The 18,265-nt window shown below is 64.3% G+C and carries 16 protein-coding genes; 12 read left to right on the top strand and 4 right to left on the bottom strand.

All coding sequences use genetic code 11. The annotated features are described in order from the left end of the window. Window positions 1–12: 12 nt before the first annotated feature. Window positions 13–1,302 (top strand): aspartate aminotransferase family protein, encoded by a 1,290-nt coding sequence (locus GUY37_RS17715; protein ID WP_166828437.1) that lies wholly within the window; start codon window positions 13–15, stop codon window positions 1,300–1,302. Next, window positions 1,289–2,329, top strand: coding sequence for a phosphotransferase (locus GUY37_RS17710; protein WP_166828435.1), 1,041 nt, complete (start codon window positions 1,289–1,291; stop codon window positions 2,327–2,329). Before GUY37_RS17715 ends, GUY37_RS17710 begins: the two co-directional genes overlap by 14 nt. Window positions 2,330–2,401: 72 nt before the next feature. On the opposite strand, the gene GUY37_RS17705 is transcribed toward GUY37_RS17710, so the two are convergent. Both GUY37_RS17705 and GUY37_RS17700 read right to left on the bottom strand, forming a co-directional pair. Beyond that, a complete protein-coding gene (locus GUY37_RS17705; protein ID WP_166828432.1) occupies window positions 2,402–3,478 on the bottom strand; it encodes a VanZ family protein in 1,077 nt (358 codons plus the stop codon). Window positions 3,479–3,576: 98 nt separating this feature from the next. Then, window positions 3,577–4,497, bottom strand: a complete 921-nt coding sequence (locus tag GUY37_RS17700; RefSeq protein WP_166828430.1) for a carbon-nitrogen hydrolase family protein — start codon at window positions 4,495–4,497, stop codon at window positions 3,577–3,579. Between the two features lie 151 nt (window positions 4,498–4,648). Here GUY37_RS17700 and GUY37_RS17695 point away from each other — a divergent pair, with 151 nt between their 5' ends. The 5 genes from GUY37_RS17695 (at window position 4,649) to GUY37_RS17675 (ending at window position 9,758) form a co-directional block, all read left to right on the top strand. Beyond that, window positions 4,649–6,922 carry an MMPL family transporter gene (locus tag GUY37_RS17695; protein WP_166828427.1) on the top strand — a complete coding sequence of 758 codons (2,274 nt, stop codon included), beginning with the start codon at window positions 4,649–4,651 and terminating at the stop codon, window positions 6,920–6,922. A 319-nt stretch (window positions 6,923–7,241) separates the two neighbouring features. Then, window positions 7,242–7,676 (top strand): MarR family winged helix-turn-helix transcriptional regulator, encoded by a 435-nt coding sequence (locus GUY37_RS17690; protein WP_166828425.1) that lies wholly within the window; start codon window positions 7,242–7,244, stop codon window positions 7,674–7,676. Between the two features lie 92 nt (window positions 7,677–7,768). Next, window positions 7,769–8,824, top strand: a complete 1,056-nt coding sequence (locus tag GUY37_RS17685) for a pirin family protein (protein WP_166828423.1) — start codon at window positions 7,769–7,771, stop codon at window positions 8,822–8,824. An 80-nt stretch (window positions 8,825–8,904) separates the two neighbouring features. Next, window positions 8,905–9,279, top strand: a complete 375-nt coding sequence (locus GUY37_RS17680; RefSeq protein WP_166828420.1) for a GNAT family N-acetyltransferase — start codon at window positions 8,905–8,907, stop codon at window positions 9,277–9,279. An 8-nt stretch (window positions 9,280–9,287) separates the two neighbouring features. Then, window positions 9,288–9,758, top strand: coding sequence for a carboxymuconolactone decarboxylase family protein (locus tag GUY37_RS17675; RefSeq protein WP_166828418.1), 471 nt, complete (start codon window positions 9,288–9,290; stop codon window positions 9,756–9,758). 22 nt (window positions 9,759–9,780) lie between these two features. Here the strand turns inward: GUY37_RS17675 and arr are convergent, their stop codons facing one another. Beyond that, window positions 9,781–10,194, bottom strand: coding sequence for an NAD(+)--rifampin ADP-ribosyltransferase (gene arr, locus GUY37_RS17670; protein WP_166828416.1), 414 nt, complete (start codon window positions 10,192–10,194; stop codon window positions 9,781–9,783). Between the two features lie 227 nt (window positions 10,195–10,421). Between arr and GUY37_RS17665 the strand changes: the two genes are divergently transcribed. The 5 genes from GUY37_RS17665 to GUY37_RS17645 all read left to right on the top strand — a co-directional run bounded on the left by GUY37_RS17665 (window position 10,422) and on the right by GUY37_RS17645 (window position 16,479). Continuing rightward, a complete protein-coding gene (locus GUY37_RS17665) occupies window positions 10,422–11,729 on the top strand; it encodes an Nramp family divalent metal transporter (RefSeq protein WP_166828414.1) in 1,308 nt (435 codons plus the stop codon). 250 nt (window positions 11,730–11,979) lie between these two features. Further along, complete coding sequence (locus GUY37_RS17660; protein WP_166828411.1) at window positions 11,980–13,128, top strand: acyl-CoA dehydrogenase family protein; 1,149 nt, start codon at window positions 11,980–11,982, stop codon at window positions 13,126–13,128. 14 nt (window positions 13,129–13,142) lie between these two features. Then, entirely contained in the window at window positions 13,143–14,318 is a 1,176-nt protein-coding gene (locus GUY37_RS17655) for an acyl-CoA dehydrogenase family protein (protein WP_166828409.1), read from the top strand. A 113-nt stretch (window positions 14,319–14,431) separates the two neighbouring features. Then, on the top strand, window positions 14,432–15,289 hold the full coding sequence (locus tag GUY37_RS17650) for an FAS1-like dehydratase domain-containing protein (protein ID WP_166828406.1): 858 nt from the start codon (window positions 14,432–14,434) through the stop codon (window positions 15,287–15,289). Window positions 15,290–15,300: 11 nt separating this feature from the next. Continuing rightward, window positions 15,301–16,479 (top strand): CoA transferase, encoded by a 1,179-nt coding sequence (locus GUY37_RS17645; protein ID WP_166828404.1) that lies wholly within the window; start codon window positions 15,301–15,303, stop codon window positions 16,477–16,479. 221 nt (window positions 16,480–16,700) lie between these two features. Here the strand turns inward: GUY37_RS17645 and GUY37_RS17640 are convergent, their stop codons facing one another. Then, complete coding sequence (locus tag GUY37_RS17640; RefSeq protein WP_166828402.1) at window positions 16,701–17,849, bottom strand: DNA cytosine methyltransferase; 1,149 nt, start codon at window positions 17,847–17,849, stop codon at window positions 16,701–16,703. Window positions 17,850–18,265: the final 416 nt, after the last annotated feature.

Genomic DNA, 18,265 nt, shown 5'->3' with positions numbered 1-18,265 from the left:
GGAGAGTCGACCATGGCAGACGAATCAGCACCAGCGACCGCGTTGGCGAAGGACCGCTCACGCGTGCTCGGCGGGACCTATCGGACCTTCTACTCCGAACCGCTCACCGTCGCCTCCGCCCACGGCTGCACCATCACCGATGTCAACGGCGAGGACTACCTCGACGCCTACAACAATGTGCCGGTCCTCGGCCATTCCTCTCCGGCCGTGCGCTCCGCCGTCGCCGCGGAGCTCGGTCGCGCGAACTCGCACACGCGTTACCTCGACAAGGGAGTCATCGACTATGCGCGGCGCCTCGTCGACCGTTTTCCCACACCCCTCGAAGCCGTCGTCTTCGCCTGCAGCGGCTCCGAGGCCAATGACCTCGCTCTGCGCCTGGCCACTCATGCCACCGGCCGTGACGGACTCATCGTCACTCGCCATGCCTACCATGGGACCACCTCGGCGGTCGCCGCGATCTCCCCGAGCCTCGTCGGCACCGAGGTCGGCGAGCACGTGGAACCGATCGACCTGCCTGCCTGGGACGCCGCGGACTTCGACGAACTGCTCGCCGGGGCGATCGCCGGAGCCGCCCGGCGACTCGAGGCACGCGGGCATCCCCTCGGAGCCTTCATCCTCGACTCGACCGTGACCAGCGACGGGATCCTCGAACCTTGCTCTCTCGCAGCCACGGCAGGGGCCGTGCGCGACCACGGGGGACTCTGGATCGCCGACGAGGTGCAGTCCGGATTCGGTCGCACGGGTGCCGATTGGGGCTTCCAGCGTCTCAACCTCATCCCCGACCTCGTCACCTTGGGCAAGCCGATGGGCAACGGACTGCCGATCTCTGCGGTGCTCGGGCCACGGGAGATCTTCGACGACTTCGGTGCCGAGCAGCGCTACTTCAACACGTTCGCTGGCACAGCCGTTCCCGTCGCCGCCGCCGAGGTGGTGCTTACCGCCCTCGAATCCGGCGACCTGGCCGCACGGGCACGGGAGGGCGGTCGACTGCTCGAGAGTCTGCTCACCGAGGCGATCGAGTCCTCGGGCACACCCGCGCTGGTGCGCCGCAGCGGACTCATGGTCGGCATCGACTTCGAGACCGGGGGCATCACCGCCGAGGCGGCGGCCGAGCGGGCGAAGGCCATGGTCGAGCGCCTGTATGCCGAGCGGATCCTCGTGAGCACGACCGGGCGGGCGGGCTCGGTGCTCAAGATCCGGCCTCCGCTGGTCATCACCGACGACGAACTGCGTGAGCTCGCCGGCGGGTTCGCCCGCGTACTCGTCCGAGGCGAAGCGGAAGCCGCAAATGCAGGCGAGTGAGCCCGTGCCCTCGACCGAGGACACGCTGCCGCCTGATCTCACTGCGATCATGGCCGAACTCGGCGACCTCTATGGGGTGCGGGTGGAGCAGCCGAAGCTGCTCAAGGGCGAGTTCGACGTCAATGTTCGGTTCGCTGATCCCACTCACGGGATGCTGCTGGCGAAAGTGAGTGCGGACAGTCTCGGCGAGGGGATGCTTCGCTGGCAGGAGACGGTGCTCGAGGCTGCGGCGGCGAGCCCGGAAGTGACGTTCCCGACCCCGACGATTCTGCCGGCACTCGACGGGCGTGGGCACGTGCGCATCGGCGAGCACCTCGTGCGGGTGGTCACGTGGATTCCCGGGCGGCTGTGGAACGAGAATCCGAGCGTCGACGGCGCCGGGGCCGAGCTGCTGCATTCGCTCGGGCAGGCCTCGGCACGGCTGACACTGGCGCTGGCCGCAGTCGAGATGCCGGCGGATCTCCCCGGTCACGACTGGATGATCGAGCGCGGCCCACTCGTCGTCGGACGCGCGCTCGACCGGCTTGAGCAAGATCGGGGAGACCTGGCCGGGAGAGAGCGGGGAGGGCAGGTGTCGGTCGTGCGGGACATCACCGAACATTTCGCCGAGCGCGTGCTCCCGCGACTCGGTGACCTTCCACGGTCGGTCATCCACCACGACCTGCACGACGCGAACGTCGTCCTCGACGAGACCGGGACGGCCGTGGGCGGAGTCATCGACTTCAACGATGCCGTGTGCGCCCCGCGGATCTCGGACCTCGCGATCTCAGGGGCATATGCGATGCTGCGCCGAAGCGATCCGGAAACCGCGTTCCGTGCCGTCGTCGACGGCTATCGCAGCGTGCTCGAACCCGAGCCGGCCGAACTCGAGATCGTCGGCGAGATGGCGCTGATGCGGCTGTGCATGAACTGGGCCCAATGGCAGGCACGCGCCGTCGATGCCGCCGACAGCGAGTACGCCCTCCAGCGGTCCGCGCACACCTGGCCCCTAATCGCCCACCTCGCCGAGGCGGGACCACCTCACTGAGGCAGAACCTCCCCGCCGAGGCCGGAGCCACCTCGTCGAAGCAGGGGTTGACTGCGATCGGCCACGGAGCGTTCAGTCGTCGACCGAATCCGGCACTGCCTGGGCCCTCGCCCTGATGTCGTCGATTTCGGTTCCCGACACCACGCACGCCAGGCCGCGGTGACGGCGGGTTGTGAACACCATGACGGCGGAGACCGCGACGAGGAGGAAGAGGAGCAGCCCGGAGAGCGGGAACGTCCATTGGGTCAGGAGCATGTATCCGCCGATGCCGAACAGGAACCGCAGGATCCGGCTGAGTCCCGCGGGGCGCCTCACCTGCACGGCCGCGATGAGGACGAGCCGTTCGCCGAGGGTCACGCCTCTGCCGAGCACCGAGAGCAGCTGTGCGGCGAAGGGCAGGGCGAAGCCGATGAATGTGACGATCTGCCCCGGTTCGCTGATCGTCCCGTCGTCGAGGACGGCGGCGATGACTCCGACGGCGAGGGCGACGGTCCACCCGAACAGCCCCCAGATGAGCAGATCGCAGAGGATGCCGGTCAGCCGACGGGTCACCGTGAGCGGGCGTGGCGCGTCGACCTCCTGCAGGCCCTCACGCCTGCGCAGGAGGAGCAGGCTTGCGAGAGAGCCGAGGACCGCGCCGAGAGTGTTCATCATGAGGTCGTCGACGTCGAAGACCCGGTAGGCGCAGGAGTAGAGGCCCCAGATCCCGGTGATCTGGGTGATCTCGATGAGCGCCGAGGCGGCCAGCCCCGTCATCGTCGCCACGACGATGCCTCGTCCGGCGAGCTGCCGGACGAACCAGCCGAGCGGGACGAAGAGGATGATGTTGAGAGCCACCTGCAGGACCGCAGGGTTGGTCATCAGCGTACGGACGCTGCCGGTGTCGAAGCTGAGGATGTCGGCGATGAACTGGAAGGGTCGCAGCTGCACTGCCGCACAGGTGATTTCATCGGCAGGAGGGACCGGCAGCAGCGTATACGTCCACAGCGCCATCGCGTAGATGGCGGCGGCCAGCCATACCAGTGTGCGCCAGAACGACAGTCCGCCTCGGCGGCGATAGCTGATCGCGACGAACGGCACGAAGGCGAGAACGGCGATGCCGCAGCCGACGAGGACGGCCACGAAGGCGGGAATGACGAAGGTGCTCATTCTCGTAATCGTACGTGTCCGCCCAGGTCAGCCTCTGGATGCGGACGAGGCGGATGCCGCAGCAGCGATGATTGCGGTTCCTTTCCTGCGGCCCGCGCTCAGTCGAAGCTCACCGAGCTGCGTGGCTCGGAGTGGACCGTGAGTTCGAAGACATCCGGGCGGGAGTAGTGGCCGACGACGTCGAAGTCGAGGTGGGAGCGGGTCTTCGCGGCAGGGTCGATGTCGGCGTAGAGGATCGTCTCCTCGTCATAGACCGGCCCGGCGAGGACCTCTCCGGAGGGGGCGATGATGATGCTGCCGCCGCGGATGGCCGTGTTGCCATAAGGCAGGTCGGCCTCGAACGGATGGTCGGCCGGATAGGAGTCCTTTGTGATGAACTGGCAGGCCGAGAGCACATGCGTCCGCCCCTCGAGAGCGATGTGCGTCATCGTCGCGGGCCACGTCGGGCGGTCATCGACCGTCGGGGCGCAGTAGAGCTCCACGCCCTTGGCGTACATCGCCTGTCGCAGCAGCGGCATATAGTTCTCCCAGCAGATGACCGAACCGACCCGACCGAGCGGTGTGTCCATGGTGTCGAGCGTCGACCCGTCGCCGAAACCCCAGACGAGCCGTTCCGAACCGGTGGGCATGAGTTTCCTGTGCGCACCTGCGATCCCGGAACCGGGGTCGAGCATGAGGGCGGTGCAGTAGAGGGTGTTGCCGAGGCGTTCGATGATCCCGATGACGACGAAGAGGTTGAGCTCGCTGGCTGCTTCGGCCAATCGTTCGACCTCCGGGCCGTCGAGCGAGATCGCTCCGGAGCTGTAGCGTTCGTACTGCCTGCGGCCGTCGTCCGTGCGCAGACCCACCGTAGCACCGAACGTGCTGCCCTTCGGGTAGCCGCCGATGAACGCTTCGGGGAAGACGGCGATCTCGGCGCCGTTGTCGCGGGCTTCTCTCATCAGGCGAATCGCCTTGTCGACGGAAGCTCCGGCGTCGAAGGGAATCGATCCTGCTTGGACGACTGCTGCTGTGGGCATGCTGCTGACCTTCCTCGCTCTGCGGAACACTCTCCGCTCTCACTGTCGGCCGACTGATCGCAGCAGTCAACTCGCGCGACTCGTATTCGAGTATCGCTTCCGCCTCGCTGCGCCGGCGCCGGTGAGCCGACCTTCCGCGTAGGCTGAGGTCATGCCGCACTTCCTGCTGACCCGCACCCCGCAGCCCTCTCACCCCGACGACGATCGGGACGCGGAACGCTCAGCCGACGAGGCCGGCAGCGGTGCCGGAGCCCCCGTCCGCGGTCGGAAGGCGCTTCTCGCCCTCTTCGCAGTCCTCCTCGTCGCCTGGGTCGGCATCGCCGGAGTCGGCGGCCCCTACTTCGGCAAGATCTCCGATGTCGCCACGAACGACCGCTCGAGCTTCCTGCCGGAATCGGCGGAATCGACTCGCGCCCAGGAGGCCATCGACCGGTTCAGCGATGACGACGCCGTGCCCGCGATCGTCGTGCTCGAGAACTCCGATGGAATCACCGACGACGACGCGCAGACGCTGAAGGACCTCGCAGCCTCGCTCGACGACGACGGCGTCCTCGCCGCAGACGCCTCACCGACCATCCCCTCCGAGGACGGTCGGGCCCTGGAGCTCATTCTGCCCGTGTCCTCGGATGCCACCGCCGAGGATGTCGAGAGCATCCGCACCGCCATCGCCGATGCCTTCCCGAGCAGCACCGATGACAGCGGGACGGCTGTGACCGTTCACGTCACCGGTCCCGCCGGCTTCGCCGCCGACCTCAGCGAGGCCTTCGCCGGCATCGACGGGATCCTGCTGCTCGTCGCCCTCATCGCGGTCTTCGTCATCCTCGTCATCGTCTACCGTTCCCCGCTGCTGCCGATCATCGTCCTCTTCACCTCGGTGGCGGCGCTCGCGGCATCGATCTTCGTCGTCTGGCACCTCGCCGATGCGCAGATCCTCCTCGTCAACGGTCAGGTCCAGGGCATCCTCTTCATCCTGGTCGTCGGCGCCACCACCGACTACTCCCTCCTCGTCGTCGCCCGCTTCCGCGACGCCCTGCTCCACCAACCCGATCGCGTGCGGGCGGGACTGAGCGCACTCAAGGGCGTGCTCGAGCCGATCCTCGCCTCCGGCGGCACCGTCATCGCCAGTCTCCTCGTCCTCCTGCTCACCGACCTCGCGTCGACGCGTGCTCTCGGACCGGTCGCGGCGATCGGCATCGTCATGGCGATCCTCGCCGCCCTGACCTTCCTCCCGGCGGCCCTCATGGTCATCGGTCGTGCCGTGTTCTGGCCCTTCCAGCCGAAATCCCGCCCCGCCTCGGCGGTGGCCGAACGGGCGGGCGTGTGGGCCCGCATCGCCGGGTTCGTCGCAAAGCGCCCGCGGATGATCTGGATCGGGCTCGTCATCATCCTCGCCCTGCCGCTGCTGGCCGCACCCCAGTTCAAGGCCTCCGGCGTCGCCCAGTCCGAATTCGTCCTCGGCGAGTCCGAGGCCCGCGACGGTCAGGACGTCCTGTCCGCACACTTCCCCGGCGGGTCGGGCTCACCGACCCAGGTCGTCGTCGGCGAGAACGAACTCGACGATGCCGCGCAGGCGATCGGGCGCCTCGGCGGTGTCGAGTCGATGGCGGTCACGACCGAGGACTCCCCGAGCGGAACGGCGACCGTGACTGCCGACGGCGAGATCGAAGCCGCGCCGTCGCAGGGCCCACCGATGGGGGACTCGCCCTCGACTCCGACTCCCACGACGGTCGACGGTCAGGTGCTGCTCGAAGTCACCCTGTCCGACGCCGCGGATTCCCTGGCCGCCGAGGAGACCGTCACCGACATCCGAGACGCCGTCCACCCACTCGACGCCGACGCGCTCGTCGGCGGAGAGACCGCGGTCGATCTCGACACGAACACCACCGCCGAGGCGGACCGGACCTTGGCGATCCCGCTCATCCTCCTCGTCATCACGGTCATCCTCGTCCTGCTCTTGCGGTCGCTACTGGCCCCGCTGCTGCTCGTGGCCCTGACCGTGCTGTCCTTCGGCACGGCACTCGGGGTCTCGGCGCTCGTGTTCAACCACGTCATCGGCTTCGACGGTGCCGACCCGTCGGTGCCGCTCTACGCCTTCGTCTTCCTCGTGGCGCTGGGCATCGACTACAACATCTTCCTCATGTCGCGGGTGCGGGAGGAGTCCCTTCACCTGGGGACTCGGGCCGGCGTGCTCAAGGGGCTCGTGGCCACGGGCGGGGTGATCACCTCGGCGGGCGTCGTGCTCGCGGCGACCTTCGCGGCGTTGGCGGTCATTCCGATCATGTTCCTCTTCCAGCTCGCCTTCATCGTCACCTTCGGCGTGCTGCTCGACGCGATCCTCGTGCGCTCGCTCGTGGTGCCGGCGTTGGTCCACGACGTCGGGCGGGCCGTGTGGTGGCCATGGCGGAAGAGGATTCCACGCGACTGAGCGTTCGCGAACCGAAGACGGAGCACCCGGCACCTCAGCCGGTGGTCGGGGAGCGGGGGAGAGTCGGCAATACGATACCCCCGGCCCCGGGATGAGGGGCCGTGGGGCGACCGTGTCCATCCGTGACTGCCGGGGGTACGTAGGGGATACTCCGGTACTTCGACGAGGGGATCGTCGATACGACCCCACGATATGGGGCCAGGAATGCCATTGAACTACGATTCTGTTGACGGCGCAACAAATATGTCCGGCGACACACCGGAAATCGCATCGCGTGCGGATGGACAGGCAGATGGAAGAGACGACTCCCGTAAGCAGCATGATCAGGAAGAACGGTCCGATCAAGATCGCGGCCTGGCGCCTGATGATGGAGAAGCATCAGGACTTCATGCGGCAGTTCGAGCTGGGCTTTCGTGAGCGGCACGACCTTACGCTCAACGAATTCGACGCGCTCATCAATTGCCTCCCCGGAGAGATGATCCGGCACCGTGATCTGCTGCGCAGCATGGTGCTCAGTCGCAGCGCGCTCAGCCGCCTGCTGCGCAAGCTCGAGGATCGGGGCCTGCTCACCCAGGCGCCGGACCCCGAGGACAATCGCGGAGTTCTTGTCGGCCTCACCGCGGCGGGGGAGGAGCTGCGTGACGCGGCGGCGAAGACGAACGCCGAAATCATCTTCACCGGCTTTTGCGGAGTCACCGACGCCGAGGCGGAAGAGATCTTCGACCTCGTGAGCAAGGTCAGGCCGGCCGGCTGAGTGCGGCCGAATTCTGCCAGACAGGCCATGAGCCCTCATCCTGCCTGACGAGACCTCGCCCCGGGCACTGCGAAGAGGGCTACGATGTGGCCATGAGCAACGTTGAGACCCGCCCCGTACAAGTCGTCTGCACTGCCGGCGGACTTCCCGGTCCCAACTGTGACCAGCAGGGGCGTTCCGCCGTCGAGATCATCACCTCCCGCGAAGTGCCTCTGGGCGGACCGCGCGCGATGACCGTGCGGCGGACTCTGCCGCAGCGGCAGCGCTCGCTCATCGGACCGTGGTGCTTCGTCGACCACTACGGCCCTGCCGATGTCTCGGCCACCGGCGGCATGGATGTCGCACCTCACCCGCACACCGGTCTGCAGACCGTGAGCTGGCTCTTCGACGGCGCCATCCAGCACATCGATTCCGGCGGCAATGCCGGCCTCGTCCTGCCCGGCGAGGTCAACCTCATGACGGCCGGCGCCGGCATCTGCCACTCCGAGGTCTCGACCGAGGACACGACGAACCTCCACGGTGTGCAGCTGTGGCTGGCCCTGCCCGAGGCCTCCCGCCACCTGCCCGAACGCGAATTCGAGCACTATGAACCCACGCCTGTGGCCTTCGACGGCGGGCAGCTGCTCGTCTTCCTCGGGCAGCTGTGGGGAACGGCCTCACCGGTGCAGACGCATTCGCCGCTGCTCGGTGCCGAGATCCGCCTCGATCCGGGTGCGAGCATCGACCTGCCCGCCGATCCGCGCTTCGAGCACGGCCTCCTCGTCGACTCCGGCGACATCACCTTGGAGAACGTCGACCTGCCGGTCGCGGCGATCGGCTACACCGGGGTCGGGGTCGACGAGCTGCGCATCGCCAACCGCGGTGACGAACCCGCCCGGCTCATCCTCCTCGGCGGGGAACCCTTCCCCGAGGAGATCGTCATGTGGTGGAATTTCGTCGGGCGCACCCACGAGGAGATCGCGGCCTACCGGGAGGAATGGCAGGCCGAAGGGGACCGGTTCGGTGCCGTCGACAGCTACGTCGGCAAAGGCGGTCCCGGACGCAATGCCGATGGCATGGACAGGCTCCCCGCACCGAGGCTGCCCGACGTGACCATCAAAGCGCGGAAGAATCCGCCGCCGCGGGTCCAAGGCGGACCCGAGGAATGATCACCGGGGAATAAGCCCGCACCGAGATCTGTCGTACTCGATGACCGGGCAACCGGTCCTTACCGAAGGAGTCTGTGAACATGGCGAAGACATTCCAGGACAAAACCGGCGCCGAAGTGGCCGTCGACCTCAGCGAATCGACACAGTCCTACCAGATCACCGTGGCCGACGGGACCGTCGCCGGACACGCCTATTTCCTGCCCGGCCCCGACGCCGAGACCGAACGCATCTTCCATCACACGGTCGTCGATGAGGAGTTCGGCGGTCGCGGACTCTCGAAGATCCTCGTCGCCGAGGCGCTCGAGGACTCGCTTGAGCGCGAGATCACCGTCGTTCCTGTCTGCCCGCTCTTCGTCAAGAAGCTGAAGGAGACCGGCGATGACTATGCCGCGCAGGGCGGGAAGTTCCGCAACGCGACCGGTGCCGACATCGACATCGTCAAACGACAGGCGTGAGTGAGGGAATGAGCAACGCAAGCCGACCATTCATCGACAAGATCCACCCCGAGAACTACAAGGCTCTGGCCCAAGCGGCCGCGAGTTCGCGGAAGGCCTCACGTGCCGCAGGCCTCGATGACGGGCTCATCGAGCTCGTCAACACACGGGTCTCACAGATCAACGGCTGCCGCACCTGCCTGAGCATCCATGCTCCGGCCGCCAGGAAGGCCGGGGTCTCGCAGCTCAAGCTCGACGTGCTGCCGAGCTGGCATGAGGCCGAGATCTTCACTGATCAGGAGTTCGCCGCACTCACCTTGGCCGAGTCCCTGACCGTGTTGGACAAGACGGAGGATCGCGACGCGATCGCCGCCGAGGTGGCTCAGCACCTGACGACGGAGCAGATCTCGGCGATCGAATGGTCGACCATCCTCATCAACGCGTTCAACCGCATCTCGATCGCCAGCGACCATCCCGTGTTCGGAGCCAAGCAGGACTGATTCCTCCCAGCCCGAGAGGGTCTCAGTTGATGATCTCCTTGTCATCGTCCTCGCGGATGGCGGCGAGGCGCTCGCCCCACATCTGCAGTTCCTGCGGACTCAGTCGCTTCCATTCGGCGACCTCACGGACGATGCGCAGCGGTTCGGCGCTGCGGTAGGAACGGGTGGGGTTGCCCGGGAATTTCTTGTCCGTGACGTTCGGGTCGTCGACGAACTCGCCGAGGGGCTCGACCTCGTAGACGTGCGGTGATCCGGAGTTCAGGGCGGCCACCTCGGCGGCTAGTCCTGCCCCATCGGGCAGGGCTGTGAAGTAGATGTGGTTCATCGTCACTTCCGGCCGGTAGTTCGACGCGTAACCTGCGGTGAGCAGGTCCCCAGGCGCGAGTTCGGCACGGGTGCCGTGGAAGAAGGGGCCCTCATCGAGTGCTTCGGTCATGGCGTCGAATATACGCTCAAAAACTGCGGATCGGCTTCAGAATCGGCGACTAGATTGGGTCTTGAGCGGTTGGTGAGCAGCGCTGCAACAGAGGTGTTTCCCGGGTGTTGAGACTTCCGTCCCGAGATGCGGCGACCTCGGCCATACTCTCCTGAGCGAACGATGCCCCGAGTGAACAATTCCGGTGGCGTCGTCGACCTACCCACGTGAAGGAGCCTCACCCGCCTATGTCCGCCGATATGACGTCGCAGACGAAGAACGCCGCCTCGGCGCCGAAATCACTGACCGGACGGCTGCGGCTCATCGGGCCGGGCATCGTCTTGGCCTTGGCCAGCGTCGGGGCCTCGGACATGATCACGACGATGAACTCCGGCGCCGAGTACGGGCTCGCGCTGATCTGGGTGTTCACGGTCGGCATTGTCCTCAAGTTCGTCCTCTCCGAGGCGGTTTCCCGGCTGCAGATGAGCGGGGACCGCTCCCTGATCTCCCACCTCACGCGGTTCGGCGGACGAACGTTCCCGATCCTCTTCCTCATCGCCGAGCTGCTGGTCGGGCTGTTCTTCGGAGCCGGGGTCATCGCGGTGACAACGACGATCCTGCAGGCGATCTTCCCCGTCCTGCCGTTCTGGCCGACCGCGATCGTCGTGCTTCTCTCCGCCGCGGTGCTTGTCGGCATCGGCCGGTACGGGATCGTCGAGAAGGCGATGATGGGCTTCGGCTTCATCATGTTCTTCGGTATCTTGGCGCTGGCGATCTCCGTGTTCCAGGGTCAGGATGCTCAGGACGTGGCCGCGGCGACGATCGCGCCGACGTTCCCGAACGCCTCGATCATCACGGTGATGTCACTCATCGGCGGGGTCGGGGGAGCGACCGGCATCCTCGCCTACTCGTTCTGGATCCGAGAGAAGGCCTGGCGCACACCTGACTGGAAGCCGGTCGTACGCCTCGACCTGTTCATCAGCTACGGACTCGTCTTCGTCTTCGCAGTGGCGATGAGCGCCGTCGGCGCCTTCATCCTCTATGGGCAGGGTTTCACGATTTCGGACAATGACGCCCTGTTCGCCATCGCCGATGACCTCGTCGGGCGGATCGGTCAGACCGGGCGCCTTGTGTTCCTCATCAGCTTCCTCGCGGTGGTGTACACGAGCGTGCTCGGCGGGTTCTCCGGCATCGCCTACGTCACTGCCGACTGCCTGCGCGTGCTGCGCCGCTACCCGCATCAGGACGAACCGGCTCACGAGATGTCGGCGAAGTCGGTCGAGTTCCGCGGGGCACTGGTCTATCTCTCGATCGCGACGTTGGTCATCATGAGCCTTGGCAAACCGGTCACTTTGGTGCTCGTCTACGCGGCGATCAGCGCGTTCATCCTGCCGGTGCTCGCACTCGCTCTGCTCGTCATCCTCAATCGGTCGACCGTGCCGGCGCAGCTGCGCAACACGAAGTGGTCGAACGTGTTGCTGGGTGTGTGTCTGGCCCTGTTCGGGTTCCTCGCCGCCCTGCAGGTGCGGGAGTCGGTGATGGGGATGTTGGGGTAGCACTCACCGATTGGCGATTTCGTCGGACCATCCTCGACTGTTATGGATTGTGGCAATAATTGATCTATATTGTTATTCTCTCATTAACTAATGGTGAGAGCTCGCCGACGAGATCGACCGCATCATTGCGCAGCCACGGTTCGGCACTTGACCGGCACGGCTGAGCGGGTAGCGGGTGATGCGGGCCGGGCGATCACTCAGAGCATCGTCTGCAGGCGGTGCCCTCAATGATCGAGGAGATGGATCCCGCATGGCAGTGAGCAACGAAGAGCAGATGATGATCGACCTGGTCGCCGAATTCATCGACGAACAGGTCAAGCCCAGCGTCAACAAGGTCGAGCACGCCAACGAATACCCCGAAGCGTGGATCCAGACGATGAAGGACATGGGCATCTACGGGCTCGCCATCGACGAACCCTGGGGGATGGGCAAGGTCTCGACCGAGACCTACGCACTCATCACCCAGGAGCTCGCCCGCGGGTGGATGTCGCTGGCAGGTGCCATGGGCGGGCACACCGTCGTAGCGAAGCTCATCCAGGAATACGGCACCGACGCGCAGAAGGATCAGTACCTGCCGCGGATGGCCACCGGCGAGCTGCGGGCGACGATGGCACTGACCGAACCCGGCGGCGGATCCGACCTGCAGGCCATGCGCACCACCGCTGTCAAGGACGGCGATGACTACGTCATCAACGGCTCGAAGACGTGGATCACGAACGCCCGGAAGTCCGATCTCATCGCGCTGCTGTGCAAGACCGACCCCGAGGCGGAACCGCGGCACAAGGGCATCTCGATCATTCTCGTCGAGAAGGGGGAGGGCTTCACCGTCTCCCAGGATCTCTCGAAGCTCGGGTACAAGGGCGTCGAGACCTGCGAGCTGTCCTTCGACGGACTCCGGCAGCCGCAGTCGCAGCTGCTCGGCGAGACCGAGGGTGTCGGGTTCAAGCAGATGATGAAGGGACTCGAGATCGGCCGCATCCAGGTCGCGTCCCGGTCGCTCGGCGTCGCTCAGGCCGCCCTCGATGATGCCGTGAAGTACTCGCAGGAGCGCGAGTCGATGGGCAAGCCGATCTGGAAGCACCAGTCGGTGGGCAACAAGCTCGCCATGATGGCCACGAAGCTCGAGGCCGCCCGGCAGCTCGTCCTCCACGCCGCCCGCACGTATGACTCGGGGGCGCGTGTGGACATGGAGGCCGGAATGGCGAAGCTCTACGCCTCGGAGATGGCCGCCGAGGTGGCCCTCGACGCCATCCGCGTCCACGGCGGTTACGGATACTCCACCGAATACGACGTCGAACGCTACTACCGGGATGCCCCGCTGATGATCGTCGGCGAGGGCACGAACGAGATCCAGATGAACGTCATCGCCAAGCAGCTCATCGGCCGCAACAGGGCCTGAGGGAGGATCCACCCATGACTCATAAGCCGCGTCCACGCCCGGACACTCCGCACATGATGACCGAGGAGCGCCTCGAAATTCAGGCGCTCGCCCGCGAGTTCGTCCGTGATGTCGTCCTCCCGATTGCAAATGAGCTTGACCCTGTCGAGGGGCAGTTCCCGGATTCGATGGTCAAGCAGATGGCGGAGATGGGGTTCTTCGGCATCCTCATCCCCGAAGAGTACGGCGGCCTCGGTTTGGGTGTGTTCGAGTACTGCCTCGTGGCTGAGGAACTCTCCCGTGCCTGGATGTCCGTGGCCGGACTGCTCGCCCGTGGCAACGGCATGGGTGGTGGGTTCTCGCCCGAACAGGAAGCCAGGCTATTGCCGAAGGTCGCCAGTGGTGAGTACCTCGGGGCCTTCGCCCTCTCCGAGGCCGAGGCCGGGTCGGATGTGGCGAACCTGCGGTGCAAGGCCGAGCGCAATGCCGATGGTGATTGGGTCATCAACGGCACGAAGATGTGGTGCACGTACGCCGATCAGGCCGACTACATCGTCCTCTTCGCTCGTACCTCGGTGGAGGAGAAGCGGCATCGGGGGATCTCGGTGTTCCTCGTCGAGAAGGAACGCGGCACCTTTCCCGAGGGGATCTCCGGGGCACCGGCGAAGAAGATCGGCTACCACGGGTGGAAGACCTGGGAGCTGTCGTTCGACAACTTCGTCCTGCCTGCTGATTCCCTCCTCGGCGAAGAAGGCCGCGGTTTCTACCAAGCGGTGTCCGGTCTTGAGGTCGGGCGTGCGCACACGGCGGCGCGGTCGATCGGACTGGCTCAGGCGGCTCTCGAGGACTCGGTGAAGTACCTCAAGGAACGCGAACAGTTCGGGCATCCCCTCGCGGATTTCCAGCATCTGCGGTTCAAGGTCGCGGACATGGCTGCCCAGATCGAGGCATGCCGGCAGCTGATGTACCACGTGTGCACGGAGATCGATTCCGGTCGCCGCTGTGACAAGGAAGCAGCGATGGTGAAGTACCTGGCCGGAGAAATGAGCGAGAAGGTCACCTCGGAGGCTCTGCAGATCCACGGTGGTGCCGGGTACACGAAGGACTTCGCCGTCGAACGCCACTGGCGAGATGCCCGGTTGACGAAGATCTTCGAAGGGTCCTCGGAGATCCAGATGCGCATCATCTCCGACGAACTCCTCGGCCGCTGAATTACTACCTGACGGCGGCCCTGCAACCTCGCGCCAGGTATCTGCGCCGCCGTCGGGTAGTAATTGGCAGGTTGTGGGCGCATTAACGAACTGATGATAGGAACTTGACTGCGATGAGTGAGACGAACCTCCAAGACTGGGTCGGCCGCAGTGCCACCGCCACTGAGATCGCCGATGGGGAACGGGCCGCACGCCTGGCGACACTGCTCGGCCATGACGGTGACCCGGCGTCGCCGCTGTTCCCAATGGGGCACTGGCTGCACTTCTCTGAAGATGATGTGCCGATGAGTGACCTCGGCGCCGACGGGCATGCCGCGCTCGGTGGGTTCATGCCCCCGGTGCCCCTGCCCAGGCGGATGTGGGCCGGCAGCGACCTGACCTTCCACGCTTCGATTCTGCCCGGGCAGACGATTGAGCGGACGACGACGATCGACTCGATCACGGAGAAGACCGGCAGCACCGGCCCGTTGTGTTTCGTCGTGCTTCGTCACGAGCTCACTGCTGACGGGAAGCCTGCCACGACGGATCGGCACACAATCGTCTACCGGGAAGCCACCTCGGTACCGGAGGGATCGGCGACGAAGCCCCCACGTGAAGACTCGCCGGCACCAGACGGTTGGGACTGGGTGAAGAGCGTGCGACCGAACGAGGTCATGCTTTTCCGCTACTCGGCGTTGACGTTCAACTCCCATCGCATCCACTACGACCACCCGTATGTCACCGAGGTCGAAGGTTACCCCGGCCTGGTCACGCACGGCCCCTTGACCGCGACATTGTTGTTGGATGCGTTCATGTCCACCCACCCCGAGGCGGTCGTGGCCGAATATCGGTTTACTGCGAAGTCCCCGTTGTTCGCGAATGAGCAGATCCACCTCGTCGGCCGGGAGACCGAACCCGGTATCCACGAACTCCAGGCCATCGCCCCGGGTGGGAAGACCGCGATCGCTGCCACCGTGACGACGAAGAACTGAGGAACACCGCCATGACTGACCCTCGCCCCGCACCTCTGACCGGCCTCAAAGTAATTGAGATTTCTGCCTTCGTCGCAGCCCCACTGGGCTCGATGACGCTCGCTCAGCTCGGTGCTGATGTCATTCGCATCGATCCGATCGGTGGGAACATCGATGCGAATCGGTGGCCGATCAGCGATGACGGTACGAGCATCTACTGGGCGTCTCTGAATAAGGGGAAGCGTTCGGTCACGCTGGATCTGAAGTCCGAGGAAGGGCAGAGGATCGCCACGCAGCTGATTGCTGAGGCGGGCACGCTCATCACGAATCTGCCGGCGCGGGGGTGGCTGAGCTATGAGAATCTCAAGCAGCATCGCGAGGATCTCGTCATGCTCCGCCTGGGCGGGTGGCACGACGGTTCCCCGGCAGTGGATTACACGGTGAATGCGGCCAGTGGTTTCCCGATCATCACTGGTGATGACGAGCGGCCGGTCAACAATGCGATGCCGGCCTGGGATGTTGCTGCGGGGCTTTATATTTCCAACGGGATCATGGCCGCGGAGCTCGGTCGTCGTTCCTCGGGCAAGGGCCAGGAGATCACCCTGGCTTTGTCGGATGTCATGCTCGCGACTGTCGGCAATCTCGGCTACATCGCCGAGGTGCAGGCGACGGGGAAGACCCGAGGTGCCTTGGGCAATGGGCTTTATGGCGCTTATGGTCAGTCGTTTGAGTGTGCGGACGGTCGTCAGGTGATGGTCGTCGTGATTTCGAACAAGCACTGGCGAGGCCTCGGTGCGGCGACAGACTTGAGCGAGAAGCTCGAAATGATCGGTCAGCTGCTCGACGTCGACTTGTCGACCGAGGGTGGTCGGTTCGAGGCGCGTGAGGCTATTGATGCTGTGGTGCGTCCCTGGTTCGCCAAGCACCGTTCCGAAGAAGCGACAAAGTTGCTCGCTGAGGCAGGGGTGCTCGTCGGCGGATTCCAGACCTTCGGAGAACTCGTGAACTCAGATCCGAGGTGTTCGACGGAGAACCCGATGCTCACCGAGATCGATCAGCCGGGTGTTGGCTGTGTGCTGGCGCCGAGGGTGCCTTTGGCGTTCGGCGGGACTCCGGTGCCAGATGCTGTTCCTGCGCCCCAATTGGGCGGGGACACTGAGGCGGTCATCGAGTCCGAGCTTAGTCTTAGCCGCCTCGCTCGTGATGATTGAGCTTGGTTGGGGTCGTTGCCACAGAGAAAGTCGCCCGGAGCATCTGTTGCTCCGGGCGGGCGCAAACTCTTTCTGGATAGTTCCAAATGCAAAGTATGACGCCAAGACGCGGTCGAAATGATCGGGGCCCGTGATTTTTCCAATAATTGATGCACGTTAACTGCAAGGCGTGCGAACAAGGCTGAATTCGATTGCTTGTTCAACCGGAAGGCTGGCGGATATCAGCCCGCCATCTCTCCTGTGCTTGGGCCGAATGGAAGTTCAGGTTCGTGCTTGTCGTCTGATAGCGGTAGTAGACCTTTGGCGGCGAAGATAATGCGTTCTGATACTGCCCTAGCCAGCTGAACGGGCACAGCATTACCAATTTGTCGAGCAATTTTCGGTTTGGACCCAAGCCACTTGAAGTCATCCGGAAATCCTTGAAGGCGGGCTGCCTCGAAGTGGGTGATTGCTCTGTGCGCCGTGGGGTGGAGATAACGACCCTTTTCCGGTTTGTCGAATTCAGTTCTGATCGTGACCGATGGACTGTCTTCGTCTAGTCTGCCCATGACATCGGAATAGCCAGTACGAGTCCTCTTCCAGCAAGGTGATAACAGCTCGTCTGGGATATCGAACCGATTGCCATTGCGCGGGATGTTTGCAAAGCGTTTCAAAGACAAATCGGTGTACGTACGCCCGAGGTGGAGCTCGCGTGATTCGTACGGTCCTTCGAACCCTTCGGGAGACGTGCGCTTTGGTAAATGGATGCCGTCGACCAGCGTTTCAATTCCTGCGAACGCTTTACCTACAGTGACCCAATCGTTCTTCTTGTCCGGATGGGTGACTGTTGGAGCTCCCACTTGCGGAAGATCCTTGTGGCGGCCAATTACCACCGCGCGCTTACGTTTCTGAGGTGCACCATAGTCGGTCGCAATCAATCTATGAGGTTCGAGGATGTAGTCCTGTAGCAGCCCACCGGATAGAGTCGAGTTCCTGAACGCGACATACTCACTCGAACTCAGGAACGGAATGACGTTCTCGAGGACGAAATACTGCGGTTCAGCGCGAACGATTGTCTCTGCGTACTTCTTCCACAGCAAGTTCCGGATATCGTTGATATCGCGTTTGCCCAATTTGGAGAAGCCTTGGCAGGGCGGTCCTCCTAGAATGACATCTGCGGAAGGCGTATCAATCTGATTCAACCAGTCCTCGATCGAACCTACGAATTGTCCCGCGTCGCCGAAGTTCTCACGGTAGGTAGCAGCGGCAGTCGGATCGAGTTCCACTGCGCCCACCGTCCGAGTCTCGACGCTATGTGCCTTCGCGGCCTCGTGCCAGCCTTGGGTGAGACCGCCTGCTCCGGTAAATAGATCCAGAACTTCGAGCTCCACTTGCGGTTCCTTTCGCCCAATACCGTTACGTCAGCTCCACGCGCCTGTTTGCGAAGAGCGGGCTGACACTGACTTCCACTCTAGCCAGACCGGCTGACACGACAATGGAGAGTCTAAGTGATCGAATGACATTCCTCGTGGTTTAACACGGATTCCACACTCCTGTTGATGTGAATTGTAGGGGAAAGGCTCCGTGAGTAAAGACTCATCTCTGTTCTAGGAGGATCCCCTCCGAAGACTCTTCTACCCTGACGTGCACGGAGTGTCGTGGAGCGTGAAACTTGGAAGCTGGGCAGTGTCGGAACATTCTGAATTTAGATCGCTTGGCAATCGTTTTTTGTGGGTAGGATGCAGTTGTCAGCTGTAGTTAAGACCTTCCAAGTGCAAGCTCAAGGGTCCGCAAGTTCGATTGCTGG

Source organism: Brevibacterium limosum (assembly GCF_011617705.1).
Taxonomy (GTDB): Bacteria; Actinomycetota; Actinomycetes; order Actinomycetales; family Brevibacteriaceae; genus Brevibacterium; species Brevibacterium limosum.
The sequence above is the reverse complement of the archived record's forward strand: the minus strand, read 5'-3'. Positions and strand labels throughout refer to the sequence as shown.